Raw genomic sequence first — 21,020 nt, forward strand, 5'->3', positions numbered from 1 at the left:
TGCCAGCTATAGCAACCAATCGCCATAGTTACGAAATAATTAAACCTCGTTATGCTAGTTAAGATTCGCTTGATGGTACCAAGCAAGCGTAGTCTAATGCCTGGCCGGTAGGGGGCTCGATTATACCCGCCTACCATTCTAAAATTAATTGTGTTGGCTACAAAAATGAAAAGCGAGAAAATAAAACAATACTTTGATAAAGCAGTTGACTTAGTTTTTGCTGTTATCCTTGTGTTTATCATTATTGGAATTGCCATAGGTACGATACAGTTATTCACTACGACATGGAAACTGTTAAATTTTGAAGGTATAACTGGGCATTACATAGGGATAATTACTGACGTTTTAACTCTTTATGTCTTGATCGAATTATCCCGCTCTCTAGTTGAGTATTTCAACACTCACAAGCTGAGACTAACTTTCATTGTTGATGCGGCAATTGTTTTTGTTTTGCGCGAAATACTTATCTCCCTATTTAAGCATGATGTTAAAGCCGAGATGCTTTATGCGTTCTCTGCTTTTATACTCGTGCTTGGAGCGCTTCGTATTTCCTCTATATTGGTTTATCAGCGTGAGAAACAGATGGTGGATGATCATTGAGATAGAAGAGCATATATCTTGAATCAAGATCGTTAAGTAAACTCGATGTGAATAAGCCAAGAAGATATACGTACTCTTCTTGGCTTTACTTCAAAGAAAGTCCAGGTATAAATTAAGAGATTGGGCAATCTACAGTAATGTACTTTCTGAGTACTCCAGTACGCTTTGGAAAACCTCTACCGATGCCGCAGCTTCCTTAATATCTTCAAAACGGGCTATGTGAAAGAGGGCATCGCCGGCATTAACCAGTGGGATATTGGTCTTCCCAATGATGAGGCCTGAAAACTGAGATTTAACCTCATATTCTTTAGGTGAAAATAGATCTGATGGGTCAGAAATTATACCTAAGATATCCCCTTTGTTAACATGAGCTCCAAGTGGGGCTGTAGAGCGTAGCAGGCCACTTTCCGGTGCTCTCTCCCAGCTACTAGAACGAGCTACAAATGGTTCCGACTGTTTGCGGATATTTTTACCTGCCGCTAGCATAGATAACTTACGCATTACGGACAAAATACCTCGAACGCCCGCGCTTATGGATAACTCATCAAATCGCAATGCTTCTCCTGCCTCATACAGCAATATTTTAACACCATGCTCTTTAGCTGCTTGACGCAAAGAGCCATCACGCAAGTTTGAGTTAAGTATTACTGGAACAGAAAAAGCTTCTGCGAGAATTTTTGTTTCCGGATCATCTAAGTCGGCTCGTACTTGCGGTAGGTTGGAGCGGTGTAATGCCCCAGTATGCAGATCAATACCGTAATCACATTGAGAAACAATCTCTTGCAAGAAGATATGAGCAAGTCGAGCCGCAAGGGAGCCGCGTTTTGACCCCGGAAATGAACGATTTAGATCACGCCGATCAGGCAGATATCGAGAGTGTTGTATAATCCCAAATACATTGACAACGGGAATAACAATTAAGGTTCCTCTTAAGCGTTTTATTGCACTTGTTCTGAGCAAGCGCCGTACAATTTCTACACCGTTAAGTTCATCTCCATGGATAGCCGCACTAATAAACAGCCGCGGCCCAGCTTTTTTGCCACACATCACCTGTACAGGAATGTTGATATCCGTATGAGTGTACAGTTTGGCAATAGGGAGGTCGATTACTCGAGACTCCCCAGGGAGTACAGTAACACCATTGATTGTTATTGGTTGGTTTGCTGTTGGCATTTTTATTAATATTATCCCTTACCGCGAGTCCTTGTTTTGTTGGGTCTTGCGTTATTTTCGATGAACTCGATAATCATCCCTGCAACATCTTTGTTAGTAGCCTCTTCAATACCCTTTAACCCTGGAGAAGAGTTTACCTCCATAATTAATGGTCCTCGACTTGAGCGAAGAAGGTCTACACCACACACATTTAGCCCCATGATACTCGCAGCCTTTACTGCGCTAGCTCTCTCAGCGGGAGACAGCTTAACAAGCTTGGCTGTTCCACCCCTGTGAAGGTTTGATCTAAATTCACCCTCTGGAGCTGTCCTCTGCATAGCAGCAATGACCTTGCCACCAACTACAAAGCAGCGTATATCACTACCACCAGCTTCCTCTATGAACTCTTGGATAAGAATATTACTTTTTACCCCCATGAAAGCCTGGATAACGCTCTCTGCTGCTTTTTTTGTCTCAGCGAGAACGACACCAATGCCCTGAGTGCCCTCCAGTACTTTGATGACCAGAGGAGCACCACCCACTTCTCTAATTAAGCCCTCTATATCATCCGGTGAGTTAGCGAAGGCGGTAATGGGAATCCCCACGCCTTTTCGCGATAAAAGCTGAATAGAGCGGAGTTTGTCTCGTGAGCGAGATATGGCGACAGACTCGTTAACACAGTAGGTTCCCATCATCTCAAATTGGCGAACAACTGAAGTGCCATAGAAAGTGACAGATGAACCAATCCGTGGAATCACCGCATCGAAATCACCAGGTATAAACTCTTTATTGCCATAGTGAATGGAGGGATTTTCAGTTCCCATATCCATAAAACATCGAACATGATCAATCACTTGTGCTTCATGGCCGCGCGCACTTGCTGCCTCAACCAGGCGTCGGGTAGAGTAAAGTTTTGGGTTTCTCGATAAGATCGCTATTTTCATATTTTTAAAATTACGCTTATGTGATCTATTTGATGCAATGGATGTAGCTTTACTAAAAAAACAGACATCAACCACTTGGAGTCAACAGATTGTTATGTGGTTGAGACTCTCGCAAAACGGACCAATTTCCTTGCTTCTAGTCTTGGAGAGTTAGGTCAAGTTGCTCACTAAATTTAGTCTTCAGCAAATTGCTTGCTTGCAATAGTGAGCGCTGCCCGGCTTTATAACCGCTCTTTGAAGTTGTGTCTACTATAACGTTGGGGTAAGTCTCTTCTGGTGCATACAAGTACTAAGGTGGGCCTGCTTGAATGTATCCAAGTCACCCTTTTTCTTGTCGACACCCTTACACCTAAAATGGAGAAAAGCAGTTTGGAACTTCCAAAAAGCTCCAAAACAAAATTAGGTACAGAAAGTGCTGCTAGCTAGTGGGATGGTTCGACTCAGCTAAAGCCAGTGGCCGGGGAATAAGCTTTGCCAGATAAAAAACCATAAGCCCAACGATAATTCCAGGCAGCCCTTCATAGAGTAGGCCGTGAAGCCCTAGCATTCGCCAGATAATCGCGGCCATAAATCCGGCGATAACTGCTGTTACAGAGATAGCTTGGGAGGGTCTCTCGCCAAGGCACAGCACCAATAATAGAGGACCAAATGCACTGGCAAGTCCGGACCAAGAGAATATCACCAAGCTGAAGACGCTTTGATTGTTAGTTAATGCTAGGGTTAGAGCCACAGCGGTAATGCACACAGTGGTGACCTTTAAAAGCCAGGTCTTTTCAATTTTATGTGGCAGTATGTCATGGGTAATAGCTGCCGAACAGCTGAGAAGTAATGAGTCCGCAGTGGACATGGTTGCAGCAAAGATGCCAGCCAGGATCAACCCAACTACGATCGGTGGCAGCAATTCTATGGCCATGGTCGGCAATGCTAGCTCAGCATCAAAGCTGCCGGAATCGGCGATGAAAACCCTGGATAGCAAGCCGACCCCTGTGGCCATGGAGTAAAAGAGAACAAACCACAGGTAGTACCAGCCCCGCGCCGTGCGCATTTTGCCGGGATCACTCAGAGTCATGAAGCGGACCATTATGTGGGGCTGGCCAATCACAGATAGCCCCGCAATCCCCCAACTGATGACAAAAATAACGAGCCCGCCCCAACCAGAAAAGGCCAGATCTTGGGGAAACCAGTTCGTAAATCCCTCGACGGCTTGCATTTGCCCCATTGCACTTGAGACACCTCCCAGGCTGATAAGGGCTACGGCTAGAAGTGTGCCCATAGCGACGATCATAACAATCGACTGTGCAGCATCAGTCCAAATGGAAGCGCGTATGCCGCCGGCCAGGCAATAAAGACATACCAGCAACGCCCCAACCACAGCGCCAGACCAGAGAGGCCAGTCCAGTAGTACATGTAGCGCCTTACTGCCGGCAACCATCTGTGCTGATGCATAGGTGAGCAAGAATAGTAAAGATATGATACCTATAATCCGCTGTAGGGCAGAGTGATTTTGCCCATACCAATTGCTAAGCACGCCGGCATAGCTGACTTCACCACTTGAGTCAGTGGCAGTTGTTATTCTTTTGTGTACATAAAGTGAAGCAATAAAGTCACCAGCGATCCAGCCCACCATTAACCAGACAGAAGCGAACCCGGTCATGTAGGTATAACCAATAACCCCGATGAACATATAACCGCTATTGTTAGTCGCCACTGCCGACAGGCCTACTAACCAGGGGGGAACTCCACTGCTAGCCAGGTAATAATCGGCCTTGGTGTTGCGACTAAAAAGCGCTGAGAATACACCTACCAGCACGAATAATAATAAAAACCCAACAAATGAATAAACCAATGATAATCCTTATTTTAGCAATTTTTGTTTTTATTTTTGAAACACAAATTTCGTGCATTTTTACGTTCTAGCTTTTATTTTTTTATTTAACACATCAATTAGTTAAATCAAATAAACAATGTGCTCGGGATACATTTGACCACCTCACTATTTTGTAGCCTCCTCAATATAAGTTGCCAAAGAACTTATCTGCTCTTTCGTCATCAAGTCATTGTATGCCGGCATAGCGCCAACGCCATTGGTAACAGCGTTTTTCACGCTTTCTGCATTGGGTTTTAATTCATTAAGGTTGGGGCCAATAAGGCCCTCAGAGCCGGCATCTTTCAAGGTATGGCAAGCTCCACAAGAAGGTTGAGAATCGAGGTAGACTTGCTTTCCGGCTTGACCCTCTGCAGATAAAGAAACCGATTCACGCTCTGGGGGGGTGCTTTCTTCTTTCACCATATGTTGATCGGTTGCTGCAACTTTCTCCTTGGGTAACTCGCCCAACAGGTTTACCGTAAGTGCTGCATCCAGCCAGCCGTTGTGTGCATATCCGCGTTCGTTCTCTACACGTTCTTTAGGTTGGATATCCCCTTGGGTATCTGTGGCGCGCGAGACGATGGTGTGCGGACCCTTTGGTAAATTCACGGTATAAGAAAAAACTCGCCAAGCGTTGGGGCCGAGGTCCAAATCCTCTAGCGCTGCACCCTGCCAGGTTTTGCCCATATCGAGCGAGATTTCTACTTTCTTCACGCCGCGTTCACCAGAAAGCGCAACACCGTAGAAAGTCACTTCTCCAGCTAGAGCTGGGGTATTGTCTGCACCCGGGCCATTTACCCAAGACTTTACAGGCATACGCCACATGCTTGGGTAGTCTGGGCCAGGGGGAGCGCCAATGGGTCTAAGGCGGTAACCCGTTTTTTGGATTTTGGCCTCGGATTCTTGCGGTGCGCAGGTGAGAGTCTTAACGTACTTAATATTGTTACAGCCGAAATAACCTGGAACGATGAGCCGTAAGGGGCCACCATGCAGTAGCGGTATTGGAGCGCCATTCATTTCCCAGGCCAATATAGTATCGTCCAACGCCTTCTTGATAGGGATTGATCGCTCTACGACCAGGTCATTGCGCTCCATCCCCTCAGGAATGATCTCGCCTCCAGTAGCGGTCAAAAAGTTCATGCCCGCATCCACACCGCCAAAATGATCAAACAGGGTTTTCAGCCGAACGCCTGTCCAGATAGCGCAGCCGGCTGCGCCAACTCCCCATTTAGAGCCTGCCGGTTCATGCTCGAAAAAAGCGCGGCCGTTGCCTGTACATTGAATAACTGCACCGATGGCATCTAAACCCAGCCCTTTCAGCTCTGCAACAGAGATAGCAGTGGGCTGCTTTACGCCTTTGACTTCAAGCATCCAGGTGTCCGGTCGTTCAACAATCTGGGGGGAGGGCAATGGCAAATTGTTGCGCACAAAAAACCGGGCCTCAGGGGTGATAGCGCTCATGCCCATCAAAGATCGACGGGTTTCTATTGTCAGTGGGTTAATCCCATGAATAATGAAATTTTTGGGGTTAACTCCACTTGGCAATTTGGACGTTGATGGGGGAGTAAGAGCAACACTTGCAGAGGGGGTTAGTAAGGCGCCTGTAGCTGCGGTCATGGCTCTTAGAAAGCCACGGCGGCTTTCATCAAGGCTTGATTCACTCATGGCTTTATTGATCCGCGTATTGATACTTGAGTTCACATAGTCTTATAGCTTTAAAATGCCAAGGTGACAGCTTGCTAAGTATCTTTTTCGCGGCTATGTGGCGGCGGGGTTTGAGCAATAACCTTGTCTAGATCCTTGAAAACGTCACTTACCGCCAGTGGCTGTAAGGCATTGTCACTGAGAATTTCATCCCGATAACTTTCTCGCCTCTTAATAGCCTCAGCCAGATACCGTAGCGCTTCATCAAACTGCTCCATAGCCGTATAGGCACAAGCTAGCTGGTAGAAGGCATGGCTATTATCTGGATCAATACCTAGGGCTTGCTGACAAAGATTTGCAGCCCATTGGGGCTCGTTCAACTCCAGCACTGCATCAGCTTTGTATGTCAACGCTTCAACATCTTCATGACGAAGACGCAGAATCTCATCATAAATCGCGATCTTGTTGGCGATTGAGGATTCCTGCTGAGCGCGCAGCCAGAGAGATTGCACTTCTTGAGTCAGCTCAATTTCTTCGCGATTCTCTTCAATGTGCTGGGTCTTTTGTTGCAATTGACTCTCTATGACCTCCAGACGTTTTTCATATTCTTGAACCAGCTTTGATATCTCCTCATCCGCTAGGGAGTGCACACGCTCTTTAATATCTTGTAGCGATCGCCAACCCACTAAGACCAATATGGAGGTGGCGGCGGCTATGAGGTAAAAGAAGTAGGTGACCGTATCGGTTGCATAAGCAACCGCTCGGTCCACGGAATTATGCTCCCGGTCGACAATCTGCTGGATCAACTCTTGTTTAGCTTTGGCTTGGTCGATACGCAACTGTTTGATTTCATCCAGCACATACCGCTCTATAAATGGTGTATAGAGCGGCTTCTGTAAAGATTCCACCTCTTTCTGCGCACTGTCTTCATTATCGGCTTCCGTTTCCTGGGAAACGGAAGCCGGGGAAAGCAAAAGAAAAGTCAAAAAACAGGTGTTTAGGAGGCGAGGCATATCGCGGTCCCATGATCATAAACTTCAACCAGTGCCTCATGAAGTGTTCTAATGGCAGTGTCATAATCTGGTTCACTAACAACAAACTGCATGTCCACATGCCGCATAGAATGGTGCATGGCGAGTACTGAAATATCGTTTGAAGCCAGTGACTGAACCGCTTTTGCCAGCACGCCGGGGATTTGCATATCGCTCCCGATGGCGGAAACAATAGCCACTTTCCTTTGGTTCAATTCTGCTTCTGGGAAGCGCTCTTCCAGAGATGCCTGTATACGCTTTATGGTTTTCAGGTTCGTAGCCAAAAAGTGGGTTAGGGTATTGGCGTTGGTATTTTTAGACACAATATGGGCCTTGTACCTTTTTATTACCGTAAGCACCTCCCGATCATAATCGTGGATCGTGCCCGCCATATCCTGATCAAAAAGTTCCAGCGCATAGACACCTTTACAGCCGGCAATAATCTCCACACAGGGCGAATCACTCACATAGTCACGGGTGATTAATGTACCGGTATGCTCTGGCTCAAAGGTATTCTTTACCCGGAGGGGGATATTCTTCTGGCGTAAACCCTTTGCCGCCTTGGGATGAATTGCCTCCATACCCAGATTGGCCAGTTGATCGGCCACATCGTAATTTGTACGACCGATAGGCACAGCGTTATCCGGTCCAACTAGGCGAGGGTCCGCACTGCTCAAGTGGAACTCTTTGTGAATTACCGCCTCTTTGGCTCCTGTGAGTACAGCAAGGCGGCTAAAGGTCATTTCACTGTAACCCCGGTCAAAGGAAATAAGCAGACCCTTATCGCTGTGGGCGTAACCGGTAACAATCGGTAACTGTTGATTCAAGTCGATGTTGGCAAAGGCATCACGAATGCGCTCATCCAACGGTATGTGCTTACTGGTACGCCAGCCCGTTAGATCTACAAAGCACGCATTGACTCCATCCCGCTGTAGCAGTTTTGATGTATTCCAAGCGCTATGTGCCTCGCCAAGGCTGGCAAGCATTTCTCTTACTGTTCCCAGGTGGGCATCTAGAGAGAAGTGGCCATGCTGGCAGAGGCTTTGTAAATCTCGAAGGCACTTTTTAGCCCCTTCCAGACGCTCATCCAAGAAGAGGTTGGCCTCCTTGAGCAAGTCAGTGTCACCAAATAGACGATCGTTGATCTGTCGCAGTTGTGTGCGAAGCTCACCAAACTTCACCAGCCAGCTATCATCCTCAATACTGCTGGAAAAGAGGCCATAAATACCAGGCTGGCCACTCTTTTTATGCTCTAGAAGTAGATCGGTAATACCACCATAAGCTGAAACTACAAAAACACGATTGTAGAGCCTTTTGGAGTCACCTTTAATAATGTTGTCCCGGACAGATTCATAGTCCGACATTGAGGTGCCACCAATCTTTTCTATCGTATGCATTGTCTCTTACTGGTCCTTTCTTTCTCTTGATAACGGCGTATCCAATGGATGAATTCCACTGGATTGAGTTTCATATCAGATAACAGAAATCGATTTCCTCGTGCAGATATATTCTGGCCGTGGTGGGAGGCTACAAAATGGGTCTTCTACCTTATTGCTCAATGCATTAAAGACAAAAAACAAATTGGATCTCGGATATGGGCTAATATTGCTGCTGGAGCCGTGCATCAGGTTGCAATCAAATACGACTAAACTGCCAGGTTTACCTGTAACAGATTTTATGCCCCCTTCAGATGTCAGCCTGCGTAGGTGATCATCTGACGGAATTCCGAGCTCTTGTTTTTTTAAAGAACTTAAATAATGCCCCTCAGGGGTTTCACCATCACAGCCGATGTAGTGGTGATGGGACTTCGGAATGAGCATTAATGGGCCGTTGTAATTCCGGCTCTCGGTTAAGATTACGGATACACTGAGTGCGCGCATTCGCGGCATTCCATCCTCGACATGCCAAGTTTCAAAGTCAGAATGCCAATAGAAATCCTTACCACGAAATCCAGGTTTATAGTTCGCCCGAGATTGATGGACATAAACCTCATCATCCAAAATATATCTCGCGATATTTGATATCCGATTATCCCTTGAAAGCTTCCTGAATAGGCTGCTGCGTTCATGAATTCGAAATACCGAGCGCACCTCTTCACTTTCTAACTCCGTAATGAGTTCATCAGAGCTGCGGATGTCATTGTCTTCCTTGAGGGTTTCCAGCTCTTTTTGAAAGACCTGAACCTCCCTCTCAGAAAATACATTTTCAAGAACGATATATCCCTGCTGCCTATAGGCGTCCACCTGCTCAAGATCCAGCGGGGGAGGGGGATTTGGTCCACCATAAACTACTGGATCTCTACGCAGTGTTACTCGACCTGCGACTCCTCGTTTTCTGGAGGGGTACATATCATTTCTGAGCGAATGGATGCGTTCTAGCAGGTACTTCATTTCAGCTGCTGCCCTGTAATTGACTACCTATTCAATGGGGTCGGCTTCTAGTTCATATGCGCCCTCAGAATTGTGTACCTCCTTTCCATTCAAAGGAGGGTTAAACACGCAGGCCATGGTCATTTCTTCAAATGCCCTCAAAGTGTGCCGATCATGTTTGTCGAGGACATAGATGGTACCAGGCTCGATAGGGTGCTTTTTCCCATCATCCATCGTCTCCACCTCTCCTCTCCCGGAAACGCAGTAAACTGCTTCCAGGTGGTTTTGATAGTGCATTTGGAAGTCAGCACCGGTGTATATGGTGGTGATGTGGAAGGAGAAACCAACGCCATCATCCTTTAAAAGTAGGCGTGTACTCTCCCAATTGCCATCTGGCGAGACGATTCTTCGGTTTGATTTTTTGGCTTCTTGTAGATTTCTAACAATCATGAATATTCCGTTATGTTGTATGTGTAACTATATAGCCTGGTTATCAGCAGGCTTAGCTTTCCAGCTGGATCATTGAGTTTTGGATACAATTGGGTCTAGCAGGCCTCGAAATAGACTCTTTCTTCAGGGATATCCTGCTCTCCAGCACAGACTTCTCGAATTGCTGATTCAATAATGTCGATACCTTTCTTAAGGTTCTGGTCAGTGATGACCAGAGGGCAGAGCAGCTTAACGATTTGATCATCTGCGCCACTAGTTTCAATGATTAACCCCTGCTTGAAGGCGAGTTTGGTAATCTTTTCTGCAAGTTCGCCACTCACACAATCAATACCTTGGAACATGCCACGGCCTTTAGTGGTGAAGTTACCCTCACCATATTGACTGACAATACTTGCCAACCGCTCGGAGATGTACTTCCCTTTACGCTTGATTTCCCGCGAAAAGTTATCATCTGACCAATAGTGATCAATTGCCGCTTTGGCCGTAACAAAAGCCAGATTGTTTCCACGAAATGTGCCGTTGTGCTCACCAGGTTTCCATTGGTCTAATTCGGGCTTCATTAAAACCAGGGCAAAGGGCAGCCCGTAGCCACTAAGTGACTTGGAGAGAGTAATAATGTCAGGCTCGATACCGGCTTCTTCGAAACTGAAAAAATTTCCAGTGCGGCCACAGCCAGCCTGAATATCATCGACGATAAAGAGCAGCCCGTGCTTTTTACACACAGCTTGTAGGTTTCTCAACCACTCGATACTGGCCGCATTAATGCCTCCTTCACCCTGAACGGTTTCGACGATAATCGCCGCGGGAGAATTGATTCCGCTGCTGGAGTCTGTAAGCACCTTGTCGAGATACTCTGTAGTATCAATATTTTTGCCAAGATAGTTGTCATAGGGCATGCGATGAGTGCCATTCAAGCTAACCCCAGCAGCATCCCTGTGGTGGGAGTTACCGGTAGCTGCCAGGGAGCCCAAACTCACACCGTGAAAACCATTGGTAAAAGTCACAATATTTTGCTGTCCGGTAACATTGCGGGCAATTTTCATTGCTGCTTCAACCGCATTTGTCCCGGTTGGGCCAGTAAACTGAACCACGTATTCCATATTGCGTGGCTTGAGAATTTTATCGTTAAGTGCTTGCAGGAACTCACCCTTGGCTTTGGTGTGCATATCCAAACCATGGGTAATGCCATCACTCTGAATGTAGTCCTGCAGAGCCCGCTTAAATAGCGGATTGTTGTGCCCATAATTGAGAGTACCGGCACCAGCTAGAAAATCCAGATACTGATTCCCCTCCTCGTCCCACATGAGTTCGCCTTTTGCACGATTGAATACTCGCGGAAAAGAGCGGGCGTAACTTTGTACTTCAGATTCAATCTCATCAAAAATTTTCATAGTTATCTCTCTTTTAAGCTGTTTTTGTTTGAGCAATAGGCCCGATACGCACACGGGTTTCGGAGTCATGCAGACCATCAAAGTGGGTCTGGGAGTCCATCCAGGGGGAGGATTGGAGGCTTGCTGAGAGCTTCTCTGCAGCGCTCTGGAAGAGGGCCCAGGAAGGGAGGTTATGTTCAGTGATCGTTGTCTCGATAAATCTCACTGATCTGCACTGAGGGCGCTCGATGATATTTTTGAGCATGAGAGAGGCTAACCCCAGCCCTCTTGCCTTTTCCGACACGGCAACCTGCCAAATAAACAGGGTATCTGTGCGGCCAGGGATCAAGTAACCGGAGATAAACCCCAGCTTCTTATCGCCTGCTTCTGCGATCACTGAAGTGTCGGCAAAGTGACTGCACTGGAGGAGGTTGCAGTAGCTTGAGTTGGCATCCAGAGGTGGACAGCTCTCAATCAACTTGTGAACAGACATGCCATCCTCCAGGGATGGCGCTCTCAAAGAAATACTTTCTGAACTAGACAAAATAACAACCTGAACGACAAATTATACTTCCAGCTCTAAATATTTGACTATGCAAAAATTACTCTTTTAGAGTGTTTTTTACGCTTTATTCATCTTTTAGATGCTGAAATGCTTGCTAAAATAGTTAGAGTGCTAAATATCGTACACAAATTAAATATAAAGTCTAGGGCGACTAGATAGGACCTGATCACATTTTTTGCACAGAAATTGGGCAGATTCGCAGGTTGTATACCCTTTGAGTGGGCAGAAATACCTAAAGATGGTGCTTCGCCCCACTTCAGAACTTTGAAGGGGTAGCGGGGTACTTGGCGATTGTTTAGTAGTGAAGATATTTTTTCGGGAGGCTCAAAGCGTTTAGTAATTAGGATATAGGGTTATATAATCCGCCCAATCGCCCTGATTCTGAGATTGAGAGGTAGCTTTGAACAGTATTGAACAAGTGCTAGTGGCCCTTCGGCGTGTAATAAGAGCCACAGATTTACACTCCAAGCACCTGGCCAAAACAACAGGCCTGACCGCTCCCCAGGTGTTATTATTACAGGCCATTAGAAATAAGGGCGAAGTCACCATCGGTGAACTGGCCAACGAAGTGAGCCTCAGTCAAGCTACAGTGACCAACATCTTGGATCGTCTTGAGAAAAGGGGGCTTGTCTATCGCCAGCGCTCTCAATCAGATAAGCGTAAAGTGCATGCTTACCTCACAGATCAAGCTGCAGAAACACTGAGAGATGCACCTATCCCGCTCCAAGATCAATTCGCCCGCCAATTTGGTGATCTGAAGGATTGGGAGCAGAGTATGATCATTGCTTCGCTCCAGCGTGTAGCCCAGATGATGGATGCCCAGCATATTGATGCCTCCCCTGTTCTGGATATCGGTGTTTTAGACAGGCAGGGAGCAGCTATGGATAAGTCAAGTTCTTCCTTGGGGTATGGCGAAGTAGCTGATTCAGCGGAAAAACCTGGGAGAGAAACACCCTAGTACCCCCGCCCCCTTTGTGGGTATCAGCAACCGGTTCTACCCAAGGTTGCTGAGCCCCATGTCAAAGTTGTCTAAGCTTGCAGCAATTGCTCTTTGTAGTTGAGTGGAGGCACTTGCATGTACTGCTGCCTCGAGCACCTCTTCATAGATTGTAAGTGGTGAATATGGACATTCTGGTTATTGGTGCTGGCCCCACCGGGTTAACTGCTGCAAACGCTTTAGCCTACAAGGGGATGAATTGTCGTATTGTTGAGCGTAAAAATGCGCCCTCGGAACTCTCCCGAGCGGTTGGCATTATGCCTGCGACTATAGATGCTTTGGGCGAGCTGGGTGCTGCAGATCCACTCCTTGCTGAGGCCATGCCCCTCAAGAAAATGCATATTTTACGCGATGAGAGGACCCTCGTTTATCTGGATAACAGTGGCAATGAATTCAGGAAGAGGGTGCCGCTCGGTTTGCCGCAAAACCGCACCGAGGGAATCCTGCGTGATGTGCTATCCGGCAAAGGAGTTGAGGTTGAGTATGGGCTCTCAGTTACCGGTATAAGTACCACGCAAGACAGCGCATTGGTTAGTTTTTCAAATAATACCAGCGACTCATTCGACTGGGTGATTGCTGCCGATGGCATCCAATCAGCAGCCCGCGAACAGTTGAAAATCCCCTATCCGGGAATAGACTTACCCAGCAAATGGTCCATAGCAGATGTGGATTTGGCGGGTGACTTCGATCCAGAAGAGATCACTTTGGATCTCTATGGGCCTGATAACCAGTTTTCCCTGATATTGCCAATCGAAAAGCACCGCGCGCGTATCGCATCCTCGACAGAAGATGCTCTGTCAGCAATAAAACTACCCTTGGATATCACCAACGTTCGACGAACAGCAGCCTTCAAAATCTCAATACGGCAGGCCGAATCTTACCGTAAGGGCCGGATTTTACTGGCAGGGGATGCTGCACATTGTCATTCTCCTGTTGGTGGGAAGGGTATGAATCTTGGTATGGCGGATGCGATTGCTGCAGCAACGGCAATCACTAACGGGAGCGTTAATGAATACTCACGGTTACGTCATGCAGCAGGTAAAGCTGTGGTGAAGAAAACTGAGTTGGCACGGCATTTAATTTCTTCCGCAAATCCCATGGCAAAATCCCTTTTATGGTTATCGTTTAAAGCAATCTCCTCAATCCCTGCCGTCCATCGGGCCTTTATGAAGCAATGGACTGCGATTTAATCAATCGCGAACTCTAATTGTGAACAACCTATCGCTGATTTTACTCCCCTTGAGCGAATGAGAAGTCAAGATAGAGTATTAACATTCTCTTGAATATTGAGACACAATGATTACCAGGAATGAAGATGCCCGCCACACCGATAGATATTGAAAGCTGGAATAGAGGGGACCACTTTAAATTCTTTATGAGTAGTGCTGGATCGACCCGTTTAAGTTTAACCCAGCCTCTAGATGTTACGAAGTTAGCCTTTTTTTGTAAGAAAAATACAATATCTTTTTATTACAGCCTTATTTTTCTTGTTACTCAAACCGCAAATGAGATAGCCGGATTTAGGCATAGGGTAGTTGATGGCCAACCCTTCGAGTTCGATATATTGCATCCGCTGTTCACCGATTTGAATAAAAATGATGATCTCTTTAAGCTTGTCATGGCTGAAATGGAAACGCACCTCATTGACTTCGTCAAAAAAGCAAAGCAACTCTCAAAAGATCAATCAGAATACCTCCCGGTAAATACATTTATGGATCGCTACGATATTTTGAATATCACCTGCTACCCCTGGGGTGACTTTTCAAGCATGCAAGTGAAACCGGTCCAACAAGAAAACTGTGATCCAGGGATACCTTTTATTGCCTGGGGTAAGTACCAACAACAAGCCAACCGACTTATGACCTCATTACATACTGAGGTAAATCATTGCTTTCTTGACGCCATTCATCTGTATCAATTCAAAACGCAACTGGAAGATAAAATTAAACTCTTAAAGTAAGGACGACGAATCTTCTAGTTAATGCAAGCAAGTCAATATTACTGATTGGCTCGCATTAATGACCAAAGGCTATTTCCCAAGCAGGAAAAATAAGCCGTAAAAGCCTGATTAATTCTTAGACGCTGCTGACCCTGCGGATATAAGCCTAGTTTTGCCTCCTGGCTGGCTTTAGAGCCTGCAACCAAAAAATTATTATTGATACTGGAATCCTGAATAAAGGCCTCAAAAGCCCTGGCACAAAGTTCTACTGGCTGGCTGTAATAAATAGAGCCATTTACTTTATCGACGTTAACAGAAGCTTTCACCAGTTCACTTGGGTTATTGCCACCTTCATCCAGCATCACCGTTTTAAAGCATGCAAAAAGCAGGTCATTCAGAGGGTGGGGTACCGGGGTTGCATCGCGTAGCCAGGCCTCAGAGGCATACATGCTACTCGAAGTGTCGCTAAATGCTTTTTGCGCAAGATAGTGATCCAGTGCATGAAACCACTCATGGGCAATAGCTCCTGGACCAGCATTTTTAGCCAGGGAAAACGACTTGGCTGAAGGGTCATAAAATGCGGAGACTCCAGGGCGACCACCAATACCGTATTGAAAAGAGAGGTTCCCGCGCAGGGAGATCAATGTTTCGGGCCCCTGCAGTATGACCATTAAGTCGGAAAGTGCATCATAAAACAACCCAGCTGCACGATCGCGCTCTTCAGCAGTCACCCAGCGGCCAATGGCTATAGATCTAAAGCCAAAACGCCTGCGAACATCGACAAAGGATACCTGCTCACTACCGCGCACATCCGGTCCACGGCGATAAAATTTTCGGGTTGCTACCATAGCTAGCTTAGGTGAGAACGGATGACTGGAGTTTGCCCGGGATACTATTACAAGCTCGACCTGCTCCACAAGAGGGTTACCTGATCGGGCCCCGAATAAACGGCTACACTTTGGCCAGGCACCTAAAAGCTCCTTTTCCTAAGCCTTTGGTGACTCTAAATGCCCTGAAGTTGCTTATTGTGGAAAATCGAATCAAGAGCCCTTAGAGCTTTTACACCTACTTCTGCCTGTAGCAGTTTTATCTTGCCTGTCAAAATCGGTAATTCACCGGGAGTCTAACTATGGTCAAGTCCAAGCGCCCTCTGATCTCTATCAATCCATTAAACGGTGAAACCTTAAAGACTTTTCATGAGATGACTCCAGATGAGCTCGATAAAGCTATTGGCCGAGCGGATAACGCTTTCGTGGAGTGGAGTAAACGAAGCTTTAGTGAGCGAGCAACAATACTCAGGCGCGCTGGTCAGCTATTCGAGGAGCGTGCCGATGAGCTAGCCAAATTAATGGCACAGGAGATGGGCAAAAAGGTTAACGATGGGCTGGGCGAATTAGCGCTCTGCGCAGAGATTTTTGCTTATTATGCCGAGGAAGGTGAGAAGATTTTGGCTCCGCAACACCTTTCTACCCGGGAGGGGGAGGGCACGCTGGTATTTCAACCCCTCGGTGTTGTCTATGGTATCCAACCGTGGAACTTTCCTTTCTACCAGCCTTCCCGCTTTACCGCAGCCAACTTAATCGCCGGCAATGTTGTTCTAACGAAACACGCCTCAAATGTTCCCCAGTGTGCTGAGGCATTTGAGCAACTTTTATTCGATGCCGGTGTGCCCAAGGGGGTCTACACCAACTTGCCAATTACTTCCGCAGGTGCCGCACCAATTATCGATGATGATCGGGTAAAAGGGATATCTTTTACAGGCAGCAATGCAGCGGGCGCGAAGGTTGCTGAGCAGGCAGGGCGCAATGTTAAGAAAACCGTGATGGAACTCGGTGGTGTGGACCCATTTATCGTACTCGAAGATGCAGATATGGATTTGACCGTTGAGCGATTTGTGGAAGGTAAGCTTGGAAATTGCGGCCAAATCTGCTTGGCTGCAAAGAGAATCATCCTGACGGAGCCTATTGCCGATGAATTCCTTGGGCGAGTCACCAAACTGTTTGAACAATTGAAACCGGGTGACCCCCTTGAGGACACCACAGATTACGGGCCCTTGTGCACCGAAAAAGCCGCGGAGCAACTGGAAGAGCAGGTCAGTGAGTCAGTGAAAGCCGGGGCTCACTTGCTGGTAGGCGGGAAGCGCAATGGGGCGTTTATTGAGCCTGGCATTCTAACCGATATACCGGCAGGCTCACCTGCGGCCGAGGAGGAACTCTTTGGACCCATCGCTTGCGTCTGGGTGGTAAAAGATGAGAAGGCAGCTATTGAGATGGCCAACGATAGCCGCTTTGGCCTGGGAGGCTCGGTCTATACCAAGGATCACGAGAGGGGGCAGCGAGTGGCTGAAAAACTCGAATGTGGAACTGCCTTCGTCAACCATGTGGCCTCAAGCTATGCGAGCATGCCAATGGGTGGTGTAAAAAAATCCGGTTACGGCCGTGAACTGGGTGAGCTGGGCATCAAAGAGTTTGTGAACCAGAAGTTGATACGACATTTTAACTGAGCAGTTAGCCGCTCCTATTGCCCCTGTGAAATCACAGGGGTTTTAAACGGTTTTCAGTGACAACTTTATAGATATTGCTCACTTGGTAAGCCTTTTTACACAGAGGGCTGAGTATTAAAATAAAAACACTTTGCCGGAATACCCTCATCGTCATTACATATACCCCCTGGCAGCATTCCCGCTTTTAGTAAAACACGTTCTGAAGCAATATTTTCAGGCGCAATAGTCGCAATGAATTTGCCAATGCCAAAAGCTATTGTAGCGTAGTCAATCAGCCCAACCACTGCTTCGGTCGCCATGCCTTGCCCCCAGTAATCTCGTGAAAATGCATATTTAATTTCGGGATCAACTTGGTCATTAGGGTGGACAATACCGCAGAAACCAATAACCTCTAAAGTATTTTTTAATTCTACAGCGAACATACCATAGCCACGGCTCATATAGTTCTTATGGGTGACTTTCAGCCATGCCTTAGATTCCTCATAACTTAATGTATTTCCATCCCCAACCCATCGCATTGCCTCACTATCGCCATATACCTTTTGAATCATAGAGAGATCTGAATCTCTCCATTTCCTAAATATTAAACGATTAGTGGTAAACAAACTTTCTCGCACTGCACTATTATCCCTTTCGCGCTAAAATTCAAATAACTAGTAGACAGTGCATATCATAGCCTATCCATCGGATAGCACGAAGGATCGGGTCGTAATTTATCCATTGCTATGATTGAATTCACTTTGTCTTTTAACACTTGCCGCAGGAATTGATAACCGTTTCATAGCCGCTTTGTTAATAATAACTATATTTAATTTGCCAAATCTGCTTTACCGATAGTCTTCAAAATAGCAGCGGGAATATCTCCAAACGGCTTACAAGGCCCTAAATCATGGCAAATGGTACTCAGGCCAATTTGCCTGCCAGGCTCTGAAATTGAAATAGTGATTATTGCTCCATCAGTCATTACAATTTCGGTACAACCATCACCTTCAGGTAAATAAGTCGCCCTCTCACTGTATGAAAGTTGGTCACACTTGCTGTCATAATTCCAAATAGGGGAGTTCTCTACTGTTGTCTCAATAAAAGCCCATTCTTCCATAGAAATCTCAATCTGTTTAAGTGAAGATACTGAGCCTTCAGATATGGCATACGAGACAAAAGCTTTTGAGTATTCTCCAAAAGCATTCTGTACTAGATGAGCCTTCAAATAGATAATCGGTTTCCAAGATCTTGACCAAATAATCTGGTACTCAGTTTTTCCAGCTCTTGAAATCAGGGGGGAGAACTCTGGGTGATCATCTAAATATCCCACTACATCTCTTCCTGCACAACTGGAAATAAAACTGATTAAAAATAACACTAAAAATACGCGTAGAACCAAACTTACTTCTCCAGGGGGAATTGCTATGTTCTGCGCAATTACTTGTCAGGCCATTTGGTCATATTTAAAATCATGAATTTTGAATTTGGATTGCATTCTTTATTACACCACATGCCCCATTGAGAATTACCATAATCAAAGAAGTGGAAACTCAGGGACTTGCCGGAAACAGACTCTACATTAAGCTTATATACCGTGGGCTTTGCCTCTGATACATCAAAGCCTTCCTCAAACTGCTTTACTGAAGCTTCCGCCTCATTGTTTGAGAGCTCACTCATGTTTATTCTTGTAAAATACGATTCATTAGCTAGCCGCACTGGATTACTTTGAACCATTTGCGATGGAATCATTACAGGACTATAACTGCCGGGCTTTGACCAAGCCCAACCTTCTTTATTTGTGATAATGTGGCCGTACGGGGTACATACTATTTGCCCCCACTTATTGATTGGATCTGGCAAAGAGGTTACGGCAGATTTTGGCGTCCCTTTGCAATCTCCAGCTGGTTCTGCGTATGAGGCAATCGAAAGCACGGCCATTATAACTAGGGTAATAAATCTCATCGATACTCCTTGGAGAACTATTCGCCTTATTAAGGGACAACTGAAACGCAATGGGGGTCCGGAGGGGAATTGAGCAACTTGTTAAGTAATTGCACTATATCCCCAAATGAATACTGACAGTGCCCACCAAATACATGACAATAGTAACCCGAAACCCACATATTTAAACTTTGACTCGTAAGCTTTAACCAACTTATTACCAGCAGCAACAACTGATTCATGTTTACAGCTTTTGTGACCGCCAGATAATACAAAGTCGAAACAAGCAAACCCAGTAGTATATTTTAGCGGTGACCAACCTGAGTTTGCTTTGAAATTTGCTGGTTCTCTGCTTTTAAACTCTCGATAAAAGAGAAGGTGTAGATATGCCCAGTAAGCGCATATGCCCACCCAGATGATTACTAACACTATTCCTATCATTAATACTTAACAATCCTCAGAGGTTTGAAGCCTCACTGTCCACTTTTCTGGGCAGATGCACCTTTGATCTGTAAAGTGTTTAGAGCGCACGGTAGTGGACATTTATGTTATGTGTTGTTGCTTTGTAAGTCTCACCTTGCCTCTCGAAGCATACCTTGCGAACCTCTTTTTCTTCATATTTTCTTTCGCCAACGACTCTTTGATTCGCCGTACTCGAGGTAGCACAAAAAGAATTCTCATTGTTTGTCTCAATTTTCGTAACACTTGCTTTTGAACGCGGCATAGAACTTGGCTTACCAATTTGCCTCATACTCGCTAAGAGATGCTTTTTTGTTATATGCCTTATATCAGCACCCACTCCAGGAATATGTAAAGTTTGGCTGATTTTGTAATTTTTACTGAGCCAGGGAGATAATAATGAAACATCATTACTCATGTAAACCTCTTCAAACTTTAAATACACTGATATCTTGTCAGTTTCTGCTTTTACAAATGGCGATGTAAGTATAATTATCCAGATTAAGTTCTTCATATTTCTCTTCGCTATCAATGTTCAAATGAGTCGCTTATTTATAAGTTATATGACGTCTACCTTTCTTCGTTAGGAGTCTACTACTAGATTGACTCCGATAAAATGGAAAGATCACTTTGCGCAGCATTCTCAGATTTTGGCAATAAGATATGATAGCCAGAGAGTATTGGTATATATTTTGTAGCCACCGCTTCAGTCGGCGGCCTGCCACCTTGATTAGAAAAATAGTATTCAAAATAGTAGGCTTTACCCCCTTCAAATGCTTCAGTGAATTCTAATATCTTTGGCTCCATGAAAGCATTTGCTTGAAGAGTTATTGTATAGGTGCCAGGCTTCAATCTGACCTTGAGGAAACCAAGGTTGTTTAGGCAACCTTCCTCCTGATCATGAATCAACAATTTTAGGCAAACAGTTGTTCCATCATTGGCCTCTGGCCGATAAACGTAAATTATTGCCTCTGATTTTGACAGAGTCTTATGCGGGGTATACTTGGGGCCTTTTGCTATAGGTCCGGCACAGCCAACTGCCAATGAAAGTAGTATTGATAATATTCCAATTCTCAGTGTCATATTAAGACCTTGATGATTTCTAACGCCCGCAATAGGGGCGGCAGGAGTTTAACGTAGACCGGTGCACACTGCCTGTGATGTTATGAATGCCATGCTTCAATGGAGGTGACTGTGTACCTTTTGC

General features: G+C 45.8%; 21 protein-coding genes. 5 read left to right on the top strand and 16 right to left on the bottom strand.

Features of this window, described 5'->3' with window-relative positions:
• Nucleotides 1–165 precede the first annotated feature (165 nt).
• Nucleotides 166–600, top strand: a complete 435-nt coding sequence (locus ACJJJA_RS12010; RefSeq protein ID WP_444886165.1) for a phosphate-starvation-inducible PsiE family protein — start codon at nt 166–168, stop codon at nt 598–600.
• Between the two features lie 129 nt (nt 601–729).
• Here the strand turns inward: ACJJJA_RS12010 and ACJJJA_RS12015 are convergent, their stop codons facing one another.
• The 10 genes from ACJJJA_RS12015 to ectA all read right to left on the bottom strand — a co-directional run bounded on the left by ACJJJA_RS12015 (nt 730) and on the right by ectA (nt 11,971).
• The gene (locus tag ACJJJA_RS12015) at nt 730–1,773 is read right to left on the bottom strand and encodes a succinylglutamate desuccinylase/aspartoacylase family protein (RefSeq protein ID WP_444904735.1); all 1,044 of its coding nucleotides are present in this window, start codon (nt 1,771–1,773) and stop codon (nt 730–732) included.
• 11 nt (nt 1,774–1,784) lie between these two features.
• Nucleotides 1,785–2,696: a 30S ribosomal protein S6--L-glutamate ligase gene (gene rimK / locus ACJJJA_RS12020; RefSeq protein ID WP_444888929.1), complete on the bottom strand. Its 912-nt coding sequence runs from the start codon at nt 2,694–2,696 to the stop codon at nt 1,785–1,787.
• Nucleotides 2,697–3,114: 418 nt separating this feature from the next.
• Nucleotides 3,115–4,542, bottom strand: a complete 1,428-nt coding sequence (locus tag ACJJJA_RS12025; protein WP_444904736.1) for a sodium/proline symporter — start codon at nt 4,540–4,542, stop codon at nt 3,115–3,117.
• 147 nt (nt 4,543–4,689) lie between these two features.
• Entirely contained in the window at nt 4,690–6,228 is a 1,539-nt protein-coding gene (locus ACJJJA_RS12030; RefSeq protein ID WP_444904737.1) for a molybdopterin-dependent oxidoreductase, read from the bottom strand.
• Between the two features lie 74 nt (nt 6,229–6,302).
• A complete protein-coding gene (locus ACJJJA_RS12035; RefSeq protein ID WP_444886169.1) occupies nt 6,303–7,220 on the bottom strand; it encodes a TPR end-of-group domain-containing protein in 918 nt (305 codons plus the stop codon).
• Nucleotides 7,205–8,635: an aspartate kinase gene (locus ACJJJA_RS12040; RefSeq protein WP_444904738.1), complete on the bottom strand. Its 1,431-nt coding sequence runs from the start codon at nt 8,633–8,635 to the stop codon at nt 7,205–7,207. The genes ACJJJA_RS12035 and ACJJJA_RS12040 overlap by 16 nt, the downstream gene beginning before the upstream one ends.
• Nucleotides 8,636–8,710: 75 nt before the next feature.
• Nucleotides 8,711–9,628 carry an ectoine hydroxylase gene (gene thpD / locus ACJJJA_RS12045; RefSeq protein ID WP_444904739.1) on the bottom strand — a complete coding sequence of 306 codons (918 nt, stop codon included), beginning with the start codon at nt 9,626–9,628 and terminating at the stop codon, nt 8,711–8,713.
• A 27-nt stretch (nt 9,629–9,655) separates the two neighbouring features.
• Nucleotides 9,656–10,057, bottom strand: coding sequence for an ectoine synthase (locus ACJJJA_RS12050; protein WP_444886172.1), 402 nt, complete (start codon nt 10,055–10,057; stop codon nt 9,656–9,658).
• Nucleotides 10,058–10,152: 95 nt separating this feature from the next.
• On the bottom strand, nt 10,153–11,448 hold the full coding sequence (ectB, locus tag ACJJJA_RS12055) for a diaminobutyrate--2-oxoglutarate transaminase (RefSeq protein ID WP_444904740.1): 1,296 nt from the start codon (nt 11,446–11,448) through the stop codon (nt 10,153–10,155).
• Between the two features lie 13 nt (nt 11,449–11,461).
• The gene (ectA, locus tag ACJJJA_RS12060) at nt 11,462–11,971 is read right to left on the bottom strand and encodes a diaminobutyrate acetyltransferase (protein ID WP_444904741.1); all 510 of its coding nucleotides are present in this window, start codon (nt 11,969–11,971) and stop codon (nt 11,462–11,464) included.
• A 421-nt stretch (nt 11,972–12,392) separates the two neighbouring features.
• On the opposite strand from ectA, the gene ACJJJA_RS12065 reads away from it, so the two are divergent.
• The 3 genes from ACJJJA_RS12065 (at nt 12,393) to ACJJJA_RS12075 (ending at nt 14,949) form a co-directional block, all read left to right on the top strand.
• A complete protein-coding gene (locus tag ACJJJA_RS12065) occupies nt 12,393–12,950 on the top strand; it encodes a MarR family winged helix-turn-helix transcriptional regulator (RefSeq protein ID WP_252085909.1) in 558 nt (185 codons plus the stop codon).
• Nucleotides 12,951–13,114: 164 nt separating this feature from the next.
• A complete protein-coding gene (locus ACJJJA_RS12070) occupies nt 13,115–14,179 on the top strand; it encodes an FAD-dependent oxidoreductase (protein WP_444904742.1) in 1,065 nt (354 codons plus the stop codon).
• A 125-nt stretch (nt 14,180–14,304) separates the two neighbouring features.
• On the top strand, nt 14,305–14,949 hold the full coding sequence (locus ACJJJA_RS12075) for a CatA-like O-acetyltransferase (protein WP_444904743.1): 645 nt from the start codon (nt 14,305–14,307) through the stop codon (nt 14,947–14,949).
• 38 nt (nt 14,950–14,987) lie between these two features.
• Here ACJJJA_RS12075 and ACJJJA_RS12080 read toward each other — a convergent pair whose 3' ends face one another.
• Nucleotides 14,988–15,776 carry a CLCA_X family protein gene (locus ACJJJA_RS12080; RefSeq protein WP_444904744.1) on the bottom strand — a complete coding sequence of 263 codons (789 nt, stop codon included), beginning with the start codon at nt 15,774–15,776 and terminating at the stop codon, nt 14,988–14,990.
• Nucleotides 15,777–16,057: 281 nt separating this feature from the next.
• Here ACJJJA_RS12080 and ACJJJA_RS12085 point away from each other — a divergent pair, with 281 nt between their 5' ends.
• Nucleotides 16,058–17,431, top strand: coding sequence for an NAD-dependent succinate-semialdehyde dehydrogenase (locus ACJJJA_RS12085; protein WP_444904745.1), 1,374 nt, complete (start codon nt 16,058–16,060; stop codon nt 17,429–17,431).
• Between the two features lie 95 nt (nt 17,432–17,526).
• Here the strand turns inward: ACJJJA_RS12085 and ACJJJA_RS12090 are convergent, their stop codons facing one another.
• The 5 genes from ACJJJA_RS12090 to ACJJJA_RS12110 form a co-directional block, all read right to left on the bottom strand.
• Nucleotides 17,527–18,048, bottom strand: a complete 522-nt coding sequence (locus ACJJJA_RS12090; RefSeq protein ID WP_444904746.1) for a GNAT family N-acetyltransferase — start codon at nt 18,046–18,048, stop codon at nt 17,527–17,529.
• Nucleotides 18,049–18,239: 191 nt separating this feature from the next.
• Nucleotides 18,240–18,812 (bottom strand): hypothetical protein, encoded by a 573-nt coding sequence (locus ACJJJA_RS12095; protein ID WP_444904747.1) that lies wholly within the window; start codon nt 18,810–18,812, stop codon nt 18,240–18,242.
• 38 nt (nt 18,813–18,850) lie between these two features.
• Nucleotides 18,851–19,375 (bottom strand): hypothetical protein, encoded by a 525-nt coding sequence (locus ACJJJA_RS12100; protein ID WP_444904748.1) that lies wholly within the window; start codon nt 19,373–19,375, stop codon nt 18,851–18,853.
• Between the two features lie 499 nt (nt 19,376–19,874).
• Complete coding sequence (locus ACJJJA_RS12105) at nt 19,875–20,327, bottom strand: hypothetical protein (protein ID WP_444904749.1); 453 nt, start codon at nt 20,325–20,327, stop codon at nt 19,875–19,877.
• 83 nt (nt 20,328–20,410) lie between these two features.
• Nucleotides 20,411–20,896: a DUF2846 domain-containing protein gene (locus ACJJJA_RS12110; RefSeq protein ID WP_444904750.1), complete on the bottom strand. Its 486-nt coding sequence runs from the start codon at nt 20,894–20,896 to the stop codon at nt 20,411–20,413.
• Nucleotides 20,897–21,020: the final 124 nt, after the last annotated feature.

This window comes from Microbulbifer mixtoriginis (SeqCode) (assembly GCF_052466865.1).